The 15,488-nt window shown below is 38.9% G+C and carries 17 protein-coding genes; all 17 read left to right on the forward strand.

Annotated features, from left to right (window positions below; genetic code table 11):
• Positions 1 to 4: 4 nt before the first annotated feature.
• The 17 genes from BKP57_RS13640 to BKP57_RS13720 are packed head-to-tail and all read left to right on the forward strand — an operon-like array spanning position 5 to position 15,363.
• Positions 5 to 1,249 carry a phage portal protein gene (locus BKP57_RS13640; RefSeq protein WP_072741731.1) on the forward strand — a complete coding sequence of 415 codons (1,245 nt, stop codon included), beginning with the start codon at positions 5 to 7 and terminating at the stop codon, positions 1,247 to 1,249.
• Positions 1,212 to 1,802, forward strand: coding sequence for an HK97 family phage prohead protease (locus BKP57_RS13645; RefSeq protein ID WP_072741732.1), 591 nt, complete (start codon positions 1,212 to 1,214; stop codon positions 1,800 to 1,802). Before BKP57_RS13640 ends, BKP57_RS13645 begins: the two co-directional genes overlap by 38 nt.
• A 12-nt stretch (positions 1,803 to 1,814) precedes the next feature.
• A complete protein-coding gene (locus BKP57_RS13650) occupies positions 1,815 to 2,966 on the forward strand; it encodes a phage major capsid protein (RefSeq protein WP_072741733.1) in 1,152 nt (383 codons plus the stop codon).
• Positions 2,967 to 3,004: 38 nt separating this feature from the next.
• Complete coding sequence (locus BKP57_RS13655; protein WP_072741734.1) at positions 3,005 to 3,316, forward strand: head-tail connector protein; 312 nt, start codon at positions 3,005 to 3,007, stop codon at positions 3,314 to 3,316.
• The gene (locus BKP57_RS13660) at positions 3,307 to 3,654 is read left to right on the forward strand and encodes a head-tail adaptor protein (RefSeq protein ID WP_072741735.1); all 348 of its coding nucleotides are present in this window, start codon (positions 3,307 to 3,309) and stop codon (positions 3,652 to 3,654) included. The genes BKP57_RS13655 and BKP57_RS13660 overlap by 10 nt, the downstream gene beginning before the upstream one ends.
• A complete protein-coding gene (locus BKP57_RS13665; protein WP_072741736.1) occupies positions 3,651 to 4,046 on the forward strand; it encodes an HK97-gp10 family putative phage morphogenesis protein in 396 nt (131 codons plus the stop codon). The genes BKP57_RS13660 and BKP57_RS13665 overlap by 4 nt, the downstream gene beginning before the upstream one ends.
• On the forward strand, positions 4,043 to 4,447 hold the full coding sequence (locus BKP57_RS13670) for a gp17 family tail completion protein (RefSeq protein WP_072741737.1): 405 nt from the start codon (positions 4,043 to 4,045) through the stop codon (positions 4,445 to 4,447). The genes BKP57_RS13665 and BKP57_RS13670 overlap by 4 nt, the downstream gene beginning before the upstream one ends.
• Before the next feature lie 39 nt (positions 4,448 to 4,486).
• Positions 4,487 to 5,095, forward strand: a complete 609-nt coding sequence (locus tag BKP57_RS13675) for a major tail protein (RefSeq protein WP_072741738.1) — start codon at positions 4,487 to 4,489, stop codon at positions 5,093 to 5,095.
• Positions 5,095 to 5,670, forward strand: a complete 576-nt coding sequence (locus tag BKP57_RS13680; protein ID WP_072741739.1) for a head fiber protein — start codon at positions 5,095 to 5,097, stop codon at positions 5,668 to 5,670. Before BKP57_RS13675 ends, BKP57_RS13680 begins: the two co-directional genes overlap by 1 nt.
• Positions 5,671 to 5,723: 53 nt before the next feature.
• Positions 5,724 to 6,053, forward strand: coding sequence for a phage tail assembly chaperone G (gene gpG / locus BKP57_RS13685; RefSeq protein ID WP_050351539.1), 330 nt, complete (start codon positions 5,724 to 5,726; stop codon positions 6,051 to 6,053).
• A gap of 14 nt (positions 6,054 to 6,067) precedes the next feature.
• Positions 6,068 to 6,265 (forward strand): hypothetical protein, encoded by a 198-nt coding sequence (locus tag BKP57_RS13690; protein WP_050351538.1) that lies wholly within the window; start codon positions 6,068 to 6,070, stop codon positions 6,263 to 6,265.
• A gap of 21 nt (positions 6,266 to 6,286) precedes the next feature.
• Positions 6,287 to 10,228 carry a phage tail tape measure protein gene (locus tag BKP57_RS13695; protein WP_072741740.1) on the forward strand — a complete coding sequence of 1,314 codons (3,942 nt, stop codon included), beginning with the start codon at positions 6,287 to 6,289 and terminating at the stop codon, positions 10,226 to 10,228.
• Positions 10,221 to 12,137: a distal tail protein Dit gene (locus BKP57_RS13700; RefSeq protein ID WP_072741741.1), complete on the forward strand. Its 1,917-nt coding sequence runs from the start codon at positions 10,221 to 10,223 to the stop codon at positions 12,135 to 12,137. The genes BKP57_RS13695 and BKP57_RS13700 overlap by 8 nt, the downstream gene beginning before the upstream one ends.
• Positions 12,138 to 12,145: 8 nt before the next feature.
• On the forward strand, positions 12,146 to 14,524 hold the full coding sequence (locus tag BKP57_RS13705; RefSeq protein ID WP_072741742.1) for a phage tail spike protein: 2,379 nt from the start codon (positions 12,146 to 12,148) through the stop codon (positions 14,522 to 14,524).
• A gap of 13 nt (positions 14,525 to 14,537) precedes the next feature.
• Positions 14,538 to 14,867, forward strand: a complete 330-nt coding sequence (locus tag BKP57_RS13710; RefSeq protein WP_072741743.1) for a hypothetical protein — start codon at positions 14,538 to 14,540, stop codon at positions 14,865 to 14,867.
• A complete protein-coding gene (locus BKP57_RS13715; RefSeq protein ID WP_072741744.1) occupies positions 14,860 to 15,045 on the forward strand; it encodes a hypothetical protein in 186 nt (61 codons plus the stop codon). The genes BKP57_RS13710 and BKP57_RS13715 overlap by 8 nt, the downstream gene beginning before the upstream one ends.
• Positions 15,046 to 15,078: 33 nt before the next feature.
• The gene (locus BKP57_RS13720) at positions 15,079 to 15,363 is read left to right on the forward strand and encodes a hemolysin XhlA family protein (RefSeq protein WP_083547273.1); all 285 of its coding nucleotides are present in this window, start codon (positions 15,079 to 15,081) and stop codon (positions 15,361 to 15,363) included.
• Positions 15,364 to 15,488 lie beyond the last annotated feature (125 nt).

Raw genomic sequence — 15,488 nt, forward strand, 5'->3', positions numbered from 1 at the left:
GTAGTTGCGTATATTCTCAACTGGCGAAAAAAGAGAATTCACCCAAGAAGAAGCTGATCTTTTAATAAGTATGCTCCCGGGATTTAGCGGAACAAGCACAACCTTTACATCTGCAAAGGCAATTGAAAACAGCGATGTGTTTACTGTGATTAATTTGTTAGCAAGCGATGTGGCTTCCTTGGATATACAAATGATAAACGATGAAGTGCCAGAGCCTAATAATATAGTAAACCTATTAAACGTAAACCCTAATAGTTTGTACTCGGGAGGCACACTTAAATTTATTATTACTGCTAACGCCTTATTAAACGGCGAATCGTTTTGTGAAATAGTAAGGAATAAACATGGCAAGGTTGTTGCTTTATATCATATAAGCAACTCTCAAGTAGTTATAAAACAAGATGCTGAAACTAAATATCAGCTTATGTACGATGTATATAATATCGAAAAATCAAAATACAGACGGTTGCGTGCATCGGATGTTTTACACTTTAAATTTTTTACAATTGACGGGGTGCGGGGAGTTAGCCCTTTGAAGTCGCTTAAATATGATGTGTCCATGCAAAAAGACAGCAAACGGTTCTTAGCTAACTTTTTTAAAAATGATACTCAAACTGGCGGAATCCTAAAGATGAAGCACGGGAAACTGTCCAAAGAAGCGAGAGACAAGATCAAAAAAGAGTGGCAAGAATCTAACGCTGGTGTTGATAATGCTCATAAAGTGTTAGTCATCGATGAGACATTTGAGTATGACCCCATTAAGGTTGACACGGAAGTTTTAAAGCTTATCAATGCTAGCACATTCAGTACAGAGACCATCGGTAAAGTGTATCGTATTCCAAGGCATAAATTGGGGCTTGAAACGTCTAACATGTCACTAGCACAAGCTAATCTGGATTATCTTACTTCAACACTCAATAGTTATTTAAAGGTAATTACAAACGAATTGAATTTCAAGCTATCTACTAACAGCAAGAAAAGCTTTCGCTTTAATACAGCTCCATTTAAAACAACAGATGTTGAAACGCATACCAAGTTAACACTCGAAAAAGTGGATAAAGGAATTATTAGCTTAGATGAAGCTAGGAAGCGACTTGGAGAGAATCCAAGAAATGACGAACTTGGTAATAAGCATTTTATCAGCTTGAACTATACAACTCTTGATCAAATCGAGGAATACCAAATGTTAAAAGCTAAGGGAGGTGGTAAAAGTGGACAAAACGGAACAAAGGGAACTGATGACGAATAAAATTGAAATTCGTGAAGATGATGACGGCAACCGAACAATTTCTGGTTATGCCGTGAAATGGGAAAAGAAATCGCAGGTGTTGGGTTTATATTACAAGTTCCGCGAACAATTTAAGAGTGGAGCTTTTTTAAATTCTCTTAATAATGATGACCAACGTTTTTTATGGTCGCATGATACAGGAAAAGTGCTAGGAAGGACTAAAAATAATACCTTGCGATTAAAAGAAGACGATACAGGGTTGCGTTTTGAATTAGATTTACCTAACACAACGCTAGGCAATGACACTTACGAATCAATAAAACGCGGCGATGTGGACGGGGTTAGCTTCGGTTTTAGGGTGGAAGATGATGAAATAGAAGAACCCGAAAACGATTTACCGTTGCGTACAGTCAAGAAAGCTAAGTTATTAGAGGTATCAGCCGTTGCTTTCCCGGCTTACCCAGACAGCGAAGTCAGTGCAAGAGGATACGACCCTATTAAACAACATGACAATGAATTAAGAACCTTCAAAGCTGAACAAGCAGCAAAAATAAAAATTTTAATGGAACTTTAGGAGGAAAAACGAATGAATAGATTAGAAGAAATCAACAAACGTTTAGAAGAAATTCGCGGAATGCTTGAGGATGATGAAAAACGAGGGGATACTAAGTTTTCTGATCTTGAAAAGGAAGTACGTGAATTAAAAGAAGAAAAAGCAGAAATTGAAGCGAAACAGCGTATGCTTGATGACGAAGAACAAGGAAAAGAAGACCGTACTCTTATAGAACAAGCTCATCAAAGCGGTGAAGAAATACGCACTATTCAACCTACTAACGAACAACGAGAAGCCTTTCAAAAGTATCTTGAGACAAGAGAAATTGACGGCGGAGCACTTAAAACTGATTCTGGTTTCGTGGTTGTCCCAGAACAAGTAGTAACAGAAATCATGAAATTGAAAGAAAAAGAATTTAACCTTGATCAATATGTAACGGTTAAGTCTGTTGGTTATGGTAGCGGCAAGTATCCTGTTGTTCGTCAGTCGGAAGTAGCAGCATTACCAGAAGTAGCAGAACTTGAAGAAAACCCTAAGCTAGCGGTAAAACCTTTCTACAACTTAGGGTATGACATCAAAACTTATCGTGGTTATTTTTTGGTATCTCGTGAAGCTATTGAAGATGCAGCGGTTAATGTTTTATCTGAATTGATGACTTGGATGGCTCGCACAATCGCATCCACTCGTAATGCTGCTATTGTTAAAGCTATCAAAGAAGGAACGCCGGGTGAAGAGGGCAAAACACTTAAATTGCAAACTATCCAAGCTAGTGGTATTGACGGTATTAAGGACGCTATTAACCTTAATCTAAAGCCAAACTACGAGCACAATGTGGCAATTGTTTCCCAAACCGCATTTGCCGAACTGGATAAAATGAAGGATAACGAAGGGAATTACTTATTACAAAAGGATGTAAAAGAGACTACGCAAAAGCGTTTGCTTGGTGCGAAAGTGGTTGTGTTGCCTGACGAAATGTTAGGAGAAAAGCCGGGTAAAACAATCATCATCGGAAACTTAAAAGATGCCATTGTACTGTTTGATCGCAGTCAATATCAAGCAGCTTGGACAAACTACATGCAGTACGGGGAAGCTTTAATGGTAGCAGTACGTCAAGATGTGCGTATTTTGGATGAAAAATCAGCTATCGTTATTGACTTTGGCGGCGGTGCAGGAGTAGAGGGATAAGAGATAACGCTTATCCTTCTTTTTTTAGGAGTGATTATATGCTTGATTTAGAACGCATAAAAGGGCATCTAAGAATCCCGCACAACCTAGAAGATACCGAAATACAAGATTATCTTGAATTTGCAAAACAAGATGTCATTGAAGCTGTTTTTGATAGTCAAGACCCGAATCTCGATATGCCTAAGCTGGAAGAAGATAAAATATACCAAAGGGCGGTTATCATGCTGACGACTTACTATTATGAAAATAGGATGGCTGTATCAGAGGTTAGTCAGCATGAATCACCTTTTTCTGTTACGCATGCAATACAGACATTACGGGCGCATAGGGATAGATACTTATGCGATTAAATAATATGAGATTCAACTTTTCTAAATTAAAAAGCCCTATATGGATTTATGAGGTTAAGTCAGTTGTCGAAAACGGCATACCCCAAAAGCCTAAACCCGTGCTGTTTTTAGAGTGTTTTGCACATGTTGAATCTGTTAGCCTTAAAGATTACCAAAACAGCGTACAATTAGGCACACAACACCAAATAAAGGTATTTGTACGTAATTATCCAGGCATCACCAACAAAATGATTATTGAGGATATAAATAAACACTCTTATAAAATCGAACAGGTGCTATATGACTATCGGCAAAGCGGTTTTACTATATTGATAGCCGAGGAGGTCAACAGATCGTGAGTGTAAAAATCGAAGGTCTTAGAGAATTAATATCTAACCTAGCTAAAAAAGAAGAAGATATTGTGCGAGCGGCTAAACAAGGGAATTTAGCTGGCGGAAAAGTAGTTATGGAAGAATTGAAACGTAATGTGCCTAAAAGTGGTTATAGTGGTCCGAATCCCCAAACAAGATTAGTGGATGCTGTTGTAATGAGTGGCAACCGGACTGATAAAGGCACAGCGGAAAGCTATGTAGCAGTAGGGTTTAATAAATCAGCAAACTTTAGGGCACACATACCAGAATTTGGCTCTATTTCACAATCCCCGCAAGGATATATGACTAAAACAGTACAAGCCACAGAAGGAAAAGTGGCTAAAGAAATGGCTGATGCTATTAAGAAGGTGTTGCGATGAGTAAAGGTTTATATGATATAGATTCGTTGGACATGGCTTATCAACTTTTAATAAATGATAAAGAGTTAATGAGTTTAATCGGTAGTACTGATAAAGTATTTAAGTATCATGTGCCCGAAGAACATCGGGAAAAACCACCTATTATAAGGTTATATCCTATATCGGAGTTACCAACAGAATACGCCGACAACAAGCAACTAGGATGGGATTGTATACTACAAATAGATGTGTGGGATAGTCAACGTGCAAGAAAAATAGCTCTAAAGATAAACGAGTTAATGAAAACTATTGATTTTAAACAAAGTACGCCTACTTATGAATTTGATGAGGAAACTTATTTAATCCGTGACGGCAGGCGATACAGAGGAGTAATTTTAGCGGATAAAGACTTACAAGAGTAGGTCTTTTTTTAATGCAATAAATTAAAAAGGAGAATGAAAATGGCTGAGGAAACTAAGAAAAACCGAAGTGCAACAGTTGGTATAGATAAATTTTATTATGCAGTTTTACAAAGTGATACAGAAGAATCGGTGGTTTATGAAAAAGAGGTCAGATTACCTTTTGTGCAGAACGTTAACATTGAAACAGAACAGGAAATCGCAAAGGCATTTGGTGATAATAAGGTTGCGGAGATGGCTGTTTCTACAGGTGTGTCTACTGTGGAATTTCAATTTCATGCTTTGCCCCTAGAAGACCGTGTGGCATTACTAGGATTGGAAGATGAAGATGGTCTAGTTATTCAACGGTCGCAAGTTAACCCACCTTATGTTGCTGTTGTACTTGAAAAAACAAAAGGAGACGGTTCGGCGGAACTTGTCGGACTTACTAAAGGCATGTTTACATTACCACCGACTGAAGCACAGACAAAGGAAGATTCGCTGGAATTTGGAAGTGACACTATTAGCGGAGAGTTTTCCGGTCGTGTATATGATGATGCTGCACAAGTATTTGCTCATGTCAAAAAAGGAGACGAAACCATAAGGCAAAAGTTTATGAATAAGGTATTTAGACCAGCGGAACAAGCCGAACAAGGAGGTGTGGAAGGGTAATGGCGTATTTTATAGCGAAAGTATCAGAAGCGGTTGAAGCTTATAGATTATTAAATCTAACAAACACCGATACCGGAGCAGTATTATCTATCGCCAAAGCTGGCGATACACCAGAATTTCACTCCACGAGAAAGTTAACAGCTAATGAAAACGTAAGTGTTAATGCTGCTGGGAAAAAATCATGGCAAGTTGAAGCAGGAGAAGCGATTAAAGAAGGTTCCTTTGTTGATGTAGGTGCAGGTGGGACTGTAGTTAACGCTACAAACGGAGAGGGAATTGGTTATGTTACTAATACCGTTAAAGTTGGTCAATTGGCAAATCTCGTATTAGCTTCCAGTGGTGGAGGAAAAGGTCCAAAAGGTGACCCGGGGAAAAAAGGAGATCCTGGGAAGTCAGCGTATCAAATAGCGGTTGATAATGGTTTTGAAGGAACGGAAGCCGAGTGGTTGGCATCTTTGAAAGGTCCAAAAGGCGAAAAAGGAAATCCGGGCGAAAAAGGGGACCCGGGTCCTACGCAATTTACAACAGAAGAAGTAACCAAACTCAAAGAATTAATTCAACCAGCCGGAGAGTAGAGCAATCTACTCTCTTTTTTATACTTAAATAATTTGATTAGAGGTGTTTGAAAATGAAATATTATGACGAAAAAACCAAAAGCCTAACCCTTGTGACGGGTGTTAAAGGAAAAGAGCTTGAAACTAAAACATATCAATATCCTTTTTTCGTTAAAGGAATTTTCACTAAAAAAGCAATAGATTTGGGAGCAGAACTCGAAAAGAATGGTTATGCAGTACGAGCGGATATGTTTGACCGTTTGACCAATTTCGCGGTTGAACTTTACGGAAAACGTTTCGATCAAGATGATCTGGTCAACGGGATAGACTCAAGAAACATCGTTGAAACCTATCTATCTATAATAATGGGCGTTTTACAAGGTGATACGTCAAAAAACGAGTAGACGGCGAAGAGGGTTTGAGCGATGAAGATTTTAGTTTTGTAAAACAGAAAGAATTTATTGATGATCTTTTCGCCGATTTACTAAAACGATATACATTACCAGAAATATATGAAATGGACATTTTAGAGCTGTTAAGGCTGACAAATAAAAAGACAACCAAGAAAAAAGAGTCTAAGAAAACAGATTCTCTTTTTGCGGCATTTGGAAAATAAACGAAGAAAGGAGGTTACTGTATGACAATTGGTGGCACTCCTGTGGGTAATATGGTCATTAAGGTGGACTTGGATAGCACAGGCGTAGAGAAATCTATGACTGGATTACAAAGGCAGCTCAAATCATCCAACAAAGCTATGGGGGCCCAACTTTCAGCGTTTGATCGCGGGGAAAAATCATCTAAAAAGTATGGTGTCATGATCGAGGGATTAACCAATAGACATCGTATACAGGCAAGAATGGTCGAAGAATCCAGAAAGAAATATCAGCGCATGTCTAGTGAATATGGAGAAAACAGCGTAAAAGCACAAAAGGCTTCTCAGGAATTAAATGAACAAATAGCCAAATACCAAGAAACAGGACGAGAACTAAATAAAGTCAGCGCAGAATTTAAGGAATTCCAACGAATGCAAGATATGCAGTCTAAGGGTTGGTATAAAGTCGCTGACGGAATGGTTCAAACTGGAACGAAAATGCAAGCCGTAGGACGCCAAATGACAGACTTTGGTAAGGGCTACACCATGAAAGTAACTACTCCAATTGTCGCTGGAGGTGTTGCGGCGTTTAAAATGGCTAGTGACTTTGAGAGCGCATTTGCCGGAGTACGAAAGACAGTAGATGCAAGTGAGAAGGAATATAAAAAGCTGGAAACTGGTATTAGAAATATGGCTAAAGAATTACCGGTAGCAGCAACAGATATTGCGGCGGTCGCCGAAAGTGCAGGTCAACTTGGGATAGAAAATAAGAGTATTCTCAAGTTTACAAAAACTGTTATCGATCTAGGTGAAGCTACTAATATGACAAGAGAGCAGGCAGCAACAGAGTTTGCTAGATTTGCAAATATTGTTAACATGAGCCAAAAGGACTTTGATCGACTAGGCGCGTCTGTTGTCTCTCTCGGTAATAATATGGCTACAACAGAATCTGAAATCATGTCCATGGCAATGCGTTTAGCCGCTCAAGGTGCACAAGTGGGGATGACAGAAGCACAAATCATGGCTTTGTCAGCAACGATGTCCAGTCTAGGAATAGAAGCAGAAGCGGGCGGAACAGCCATGACCACAGTCTTGAAAAAAATAGACAAGGCTGTTGGTGACGGCGGAAAGTCACTGCAAGGGTTTGCAAATGCTGCAGGTGTATCATCATCCGATTTTGCTAAAGCATGGAAAAAAGACCCGGTTACCGCACTTGATATGTTTATCAAGGGACTCGATAAGTCATCAAAAGAAGGAAAAAATTTAACTACAATCCTATCTGATTTGGGCATCAAAGGTATACGTGAAGCAGATACTATTTTGAGAATGGCTGGAGCTAGCGACTTACTTTCAGAAGCGGTAGACAATTCAACTACGGCATGGGAAGAAAACAGTGCATTAACAAAAGAAGCAGAACAACGATACAAAACAACGGAATCACAAATGAAGATTTTGATGAACCGAATAAAAGATATTGGTATTACCCTAGGCGCTGCCTTGATTCCTGCTGTTTTAGACGCAATAGAAGCATCAGAGCCATTTATTAAAAAGATCGAAGATGGCGCGAAAGCCTTTAGTGAAATGGAAAAAAGCCAACAGCAAACCATTTTAAAATTAATAGCTTTAACGGCTGCTGTCGGTCCTGCTGCAATTGGTTTAGGACAAGTATCAATGGGAATTGGCGGCATTTTAAAGGTTAGTGGAAATCTCACAAAAACACTTGGTAAAGCAGGTGGAACTGGAACGTTGGGTGCAATTTCTGGTTTATCAAGAGCTGGTGTTGTAGGGTTGGCTATAGCTGGTGTCGCTGGATTATCTATCGGTGTATATAAACTGGTGCAAAATGCCAAAAAAACGGAAGAAGCTAATCTCGATGTTGCAAAATCGTTAAATGATCAAGCAATAGAACTTGATAAAAGTGCTGAAACTTTTGATAAATTATCAAGTAAAGCGAAAATAAGCAATGAACAATTAGCGGAATTGAATGATTTAAATATCAGGATTTCTCAATCTAGTAACCCAGGTGAAATTGCTGAGTTACAAAAACAATATGATTACCTTGCTAAAAAATCTGGATTATCAAAAGATGAACTAAAAAAACTATTCGAAGCTAATGAAAACATTATTGACCAGACACCAGATGTTAAAACAAATGTAAGCGAACAAGGTAATGCGTTTGCGAAGAACACTGATGCTGTAAACAAGTATGTTGAATCGTTATACGAAATGACCAGAACAGAATTAGAAGGTCAACTATCGGCCGCACTTTCTGAAAAAGCAAATACCCAACAAGATATTAATAACAAACAAAAAGAGCTTAATGGTTTGTTAGACGAAATGAGTATAAAAAATCAAGCATCTGAATTATCCATGAAAGAAAACAAAGCTCGCCAAAAGGAAATTAATGAGTTATTACAGGACAGGACGATTGAAGCGGATAAAGCTAAGTTACTCCAACAAGAATTAACAGCATTAATGGATATTGAAAACGGTGACCACGCGAAAGCCGTTGAATACTTGCAAAAAAAAATTAACAAGAAACGCGAATCTATAGAAGAAGATGAACAAGAACTCGCAAAAATTGCTGCATTGAAGCAAGAAATGCAAAATATTATATTAAAACAAGCTGGTATAAACGCCGAAGGTCAAAAAGGCTTAGCACAACTTGACCAATCCATTGTAAAAAACAACGAAGAAATTCTTGCGCTTGAACAGAAACGACAGAAAAACGGAGAACTTACAACCGAAGAACAAAAGCGTTACGACAAGTTGGTAGCTTCTAATGAAAAACAACAGGAAGCTAAGTTGTATATTTTTGAAGAATTAGGTCTTTACAACAACATTAACTCCCTATTGGATACCAAGCTATCTAAATTAACGCAAACAAAGCAAAGAAAGATTGAGGACTTAGCCAAAACAGCAAAAATCAAAGTAGAAGAAGGCAACATTGTAAAGCAGATACAAAATAAAAATGACAAGCTCCTAGAAACAAGAAATCAGTTAGTGAAAAACTTAGAAAAAGAGGGAGCAAACAAGCAAGAAATCAGGAATCAAATATCAGCTTTAGATACTAAAATCGGTAAAAATGACGATGTGCTTGTAAAAATCCTAAAAGAAGCAGGTCTGTGGGATCAAGTTAAAGATGAAATAAACCTAGGCTCTAAAGCTCTTGATAACCAAGGCGGGAAGATCGACAATAACAACAAAAAAACAGATGAAGGAATTAAAAGAGAAGAAAAGAGAACCAAAGAAGCCAGTAAAGACGTTACTAAAGAAGTTAAGGTAACGGACATGCGTACCATTTATGACTTAAATAAACGCGCAATGGAAATGATTAAAAAGCCTGTTAAAGCAGATGATAAGGGGTCTATTGCGAGTTTAAACAAAAAAGCAGAAAACCCTGTAACTAAAGTGATTAATTTTGTTGGTAAAGGATTGAGTAAGCTAAAGTTTTGGGCGCATGGCACACCACCAAGCGGACACCCAGGAGGGCATGCGGTACTCGGTGATGGTAAAGGATTAAATGCTGGTAATGAGTTAGCACGATTACCTAATGGCAAGATGTTTTTAAGTGCCGACAGACCAACTCTATACCCTAATCTACCAAAGGGTACGCACGTATTACCTGCAAGAGAGACTAAACGTATATTAAAGTCAGTACCAAGGTATGCGCAAGGTACTAAAGACTGGCAAAGCCTTGTTGAGCCAAGTAAACTACGAAACAATGAGTTTATGGCATTGTTGGCTTTAAATGCTAAAGATAGTAAAACAACGGTTGAGGTTCCAACTCAAACGCCGAGCAGAAATGATAAAGACTACACCAAGGACTTACTAGATGCAACATTAGAGCAAAACAATATTTTGATGCAGATACTTGCTAAGGATAATAATGTGTATTTGGATAGTAGATCACTAGGTAGAGGCATAGAACCAACTGTAACAGAAATACAAAAAAGGAATAAGAGAGTGAGGGAAAGTTTTGCCTAAGAAATCATTTACTTTTAACGGAATAAGAAAACCATGGTTGCACATGACAAGAGGCAGAACGAAACCTCTTTTTACTCCTGTGCAAAGGAATATATTGACTGTACCCGGTATGCCGGGAGGACATTTGTCGTCAACTGAAATAGAACCTATATCATTTATCCAACCGATTGCTTACGTTGCTAAAGACGACAACCATGCACTACGAATTAAAGATGAATTAGCCGAGTGGTTAATAACGGATAAGCCAGCACCTTTACAATTTGATGATGAGCCAGGGCGCACTTATTATGCGATTGTACAAAACACAATTGAAGACTTTGAGCGAATAGCTGTTTTAAGACAGGGAGCTATTAATTTCCTTTGCCTTGACCCTTTTTCATATGGCAAAGAACAATCCTATCCTTTTTCCTCCGTGCCTATGGATGATGGGGTTGGGCGGAATTTAATACGGAATAGTGATTTTTCAGATGGGACCACAGGGTTTGTGTTATATCAACCCCCATCGTTTAACGGGACGGTTTCCTTTGAAGAAGGCATAATAAAAATAACAAGCCCTGACAGTAGTTTTGGGGGCTTCTATGTTGCGTATGGTTACCGCCCTCAAACATTAGCGGGACAACACTATACTATTACGATTTGGGCTAAAGGTAGCGGAACGATGTATATCGGACAGGAGAAAGTCAGCGGAGGGCAAGCTACCGTAGTTGTCAGTAGTGATGAATTTATGCCTTATTCTCACTCGTACAGTCCAGACGAAACATCAAACAATCCGTATTCTTTTTATGTGAACTCTAAAACGGACGGAATTTATGTTAATAGTATCAAACTTGAAAAAGGAGACATCGCCACCGACCCGACGCCAGCACCCGAAGATAGACCATCCGATATCCTTACGTTAAATTACGGTGGTACAGCACCAGCATCGCCTATATTTGAGTTAGAGGTATTAAAGCCAGTTACTTTCGCTATGGTGCAGAATCAATTTGAAGAATATCAGTTGATTGGCACCCCTTTAGAAGCTGATATGGAAACAGTAGATACCAGGAAATTACTCATCGAAGAACGAGGGGAAACATTAGATACATGGAGCAATACCCCTACTAAAGTAGATGGTGGCGTAGTAGCTGGTAGACTAAGCACAGATAATGATGGTATTACTGTACCAAGTTACGGACCGGATACAAAAAAATGGCACGGTCCGGCGCTGATTAAAGAAATATCCCCATCACAAGACTTTGAAATTGAAATGATGGTTGAAGGAGAAACTGGTAAGCCAGATCAAACTTATCGAATTGAATTTTATGCTTATGATGAAAACATGAACGTACTTGGAAAAATGGCTCTACTAGATAAAAGTTTAGGTATAAACAATAAAATTGCTGAGGGGCGTATCGGAGGATATGAAGGCAGGCAACAAAATTATTTAATAAGCTCACAAAATTATAGTTATGGCTGGCCTTTTTTCTTTGGTATGTTACGTTTGCGAAGGATTGGTAACCAATTCGAATTTTATGTAACACGAGTGGCCAACAATACAAAGCACGTTTTTAGTTTGAAAAAGTTATTTACCGATAACAACAATGAGTACATGGGTAAATTACGATATGTACAAATACACATCGGTAAATGGGCGGATTCAGCTAGAGCTTACGCACCTAAAATCTTGCATATAAAAGTGTTTAAACTAGCGCAAGAAACGGTCGATCAAACGCCATATATTGCTAATCCGGGCGATAAAATAACACTTGATAACTTAAAAAAAGAAATTTTAATTAACGGTGAAGACGCAAAGAACCTAAAAGATTTTGGAGGTTCTTTTTTTAATTTACACAAAGGCGATAACCAACTAGTAGTACATCCATCTAACAGTTTTAAAGCAACAGCTAAATGGCGTAATAGATATAGGTAGGTGATAAAGTGATACACATTATAGATAAGCAATCAGATGAGATAGTAGGTATCATTCCTCCCAATGAATTTTGGGATGATAATTATCACAGGTCGCTAGAAACGACCGCAGAAACGTTTGAGTTTACAACATTTGCTGATCGGGATTATTCAGAATATCTAACAGGGCGTAATAAAGTCATCATACCTGACGAGGATGGCGGATATAGAGAGTTAACGATATGGCAAGCAGAAAAGGTTCACGAGCACAGCAAGCATATCGTCGTGTTCACTAAAGCTAGTTACAATGACTTACGTAAAGCACAAGTAATTAAACCACAAACGTTAAAAAGCCAATCGGCAAGTACTGCGGCAGCTACTATTTTAAGGGGAACGGAATGGAGTGTTGGACTTGTTGAAGGTAAAGGCTCTCGAACAATTCACGTCGAAAAACACACCGACCCTTACTCTATGCTTAAACGTATAGCAACCGAATTTGACCTTGAACTTGATTTTAGAATCGAAACAAAAGGTAATAAAATTACTGGTCGTTACGTTGACTTAGTTCAACAAATTGGACAGTGGCGCGGTCGTGAAATCGAGTTTGGTAAGGATTTGCGTAGTATCAAACGTATAGAGGATACTGACAATATTTATACAGCGTTGATCGGTCTTGGCCCGGAAAAAGACGGCAGAAGGCTAGAGGTGTTGGTAGAAGATTATGACGCACTACAGCGATGGGGTAGACGTGACCCTGTTACTGGTGAGTTGCGCCACATCATAAGCACATACGAGCCACAGACGGAAAAAGATGAATTGTCTTATGACAGGCTGAGAACATTAACCAAAAACGAACTAGAGAAACGGATAAATGAAGTAATTGAATACGAAGCCGAAATAGCCGATTTAGAGCATGTGCCCGGCATGGAAAACGAGAAAATACGTTTCGGTGATACGCTGAAAATAAAAGACACGCAATTTAACCCACCTTTATACGTTGAAGCTCGGGTTTTTGAGGTTAGTGGAAGTATTAAAGAACGCGGTAAAAAGAACGTCAAGCTAGGTGATTTTACCGAGTACACGGAACAAGAAGTAATAGCTGTATGGCAATCGCTACAAGACGAAATAAGGCGAAGCATTGCACGTATGTTAAGCGTAAATGTCGTATCTAGCGCTGGAACCGTATTTAAAAACGGTATAGGTAGTACGGAGTTAACTGCCGTTGTCTATAACCAAGGTAATGAGACCGACGCAAGCGGCGAAACCTACGAATATACATGGACTAAATATGATAAGCACGGTAATTTTGACGCAGATTGGACGGCTAGTGGTAAAAAGATAACTGTACAAGCATCGGACATCGACGAAAAAGCAATGTATGCTTGCGAGGTTGTATTCCAAGATGTCGCTGTGTTGGGATATGTGACGTTAACTAACGTATTTGACGGAAAGCGAGGACCACAAGGTCCTAATAAAGTGGATAACAATACGGAATTTGCTGACGGTTACGACCCTAGCACAAAAGAAACGCCAGAAGGTGCACAAGAAAAAGCCGAAGAAGCACGTAGGCAAGCGGAAGAATTTGCGGAAAACGCAAGCAACATTAAAAAAGGGATTATCGATGTTGGGTCTGTACCTATTCGTACTGCTGCTAATGGTGCACGTATACAGTGGGACGGCACAAATGGACTCGTGCAATATGATAGTAAAGGTAATCCAGTATCATGGCTTGATTTAAAAGGTAACTCACGTTTTGTTAACGCATATTTAAGCGGTGAGATACACGCTAAACGAGGCGTACTTGGTGATGGTAACGTCATTATAGACGAGAGAGGCGTTAGAATTGTACGACCAGACGGCGCAATCGCAATGCAAAACGGGTTGTCTAACAATGACCATCCGGTTTTTAGCAGTGACCCTCACTATATGACTGGTGGAAGGGTTAAACGATCCGGTGTCAGATTTGAGGCTTTTAGACCAGGAGGCACATATATACAGGGTGCAACACAAATATATGGAGGCGTTAAGGGGTCTCTTGACGGGCGAGGGCTAGACGGTAGTCTAGAAGATTATGAAGATGTTAGGGATGGTATTAGAGCGGTAGCTTTTAACAAATACGAGTTCACCCACTCGGCGAAATATCTCGTTTTCCGATTTAGAAAATATGCAGGTGCGAAATTCAGCGTACACGTGATGAAAGACACTAGCGATAATATAAATGATAGGTTGTATTTTGAATTACTCGAAAAAGACGTAGAAGGGTTAAAAAACTTTATCGTGGACTTGGGTGTACCGAAATACGATACAAGGGTCGTAACCTTTAAAATAGGTTGGACTAGCGGTTGGGGGAACAGAATGGAAAATATGAGGTTTGTAATGGAAAAAGTCTACCTAACTGACTTTGTGTAAAGGAGTGATTATATTGGATATTAAAATTTACGATAACAATGATACCAATAACCGCACAAAAGTATTTTTTGCGGTTGATGATCGAAATATAGTAGATAGCGTAACAGTCGGTAATAGTGCTGTACCGGTGCGTAAAGGATTTCAGTTTTATGTTGATGATTACGTAGCTGATCAGATTGATAAGACGGAGTTAGTGCTGACGGGTGGGTATCCGTTATTAAAGGTAAAAGACGGAGAGGAAATCGAAATACCGACAGAAGAGCAGGAAAAGCAAAAAGAAATTGAGGAATTAGAACGGAAGTTAAAAGAATTACGTGGGGAGGAAGATGTCCCAAATGAGTGACTACTTACAAGGCTTTAATGACGGGTATAAAAAGGCTATGGAGCAACAAAACGAAAACACTGAAATGAAAGTTTATATAGACGGTAGAAAAATAGCGAGAACAGCAGAAGAATTAGAACCGCAAATCGCTTTATTACAAGAAAAGAAAAAGAGAACAGAAAAATATTTCCGAGCCTAAATGGCGTTATTTTTATGTAACAGGGGGCTAATTATGAAACCAAAAGAGGAGCTGGAAAATATGGATATGTGGAGGGAGAAAACGCAACAAGATATTAATGATTTAAAGCAAAGTGTTACGACCATAAAAACGGATGTCGAAAACTTGAAATTTAGCGACATTAAACAAAACGAAAAAATCACATCATTACAAGCTACTCTCACATCCATACAAGACGATACTAAATGGATTAGACGTATGATAACAAAAGCGATTGTATCCGCCATTATTACGGGAATTATAGGCGGTGCGATTGCTTTATTATTTGCTAAATTTTAAGGAGGTGAGAACGTGGATAAAAAGGAAATGGAAAGTAGACTATTGTTGCTTGAAAAAGAGGTTAAGAGATTAAAAGAATCGGAGGAGCGCAAACAACGCAACCTCCAATTCTTGGTAAAAAAAAC

The sequence above is a fragment of the Virgibacillus sp. 6R genome (genome assembly GCF_001895305.1).
In the GTDB taxonomy this organism is placed as follows: domain Bacteria; phylum Bacillota; class Bacilli; order Bacillales; family Amphibacillaceae; genus Virgibacillus; species Virgibacillus pantothenticus.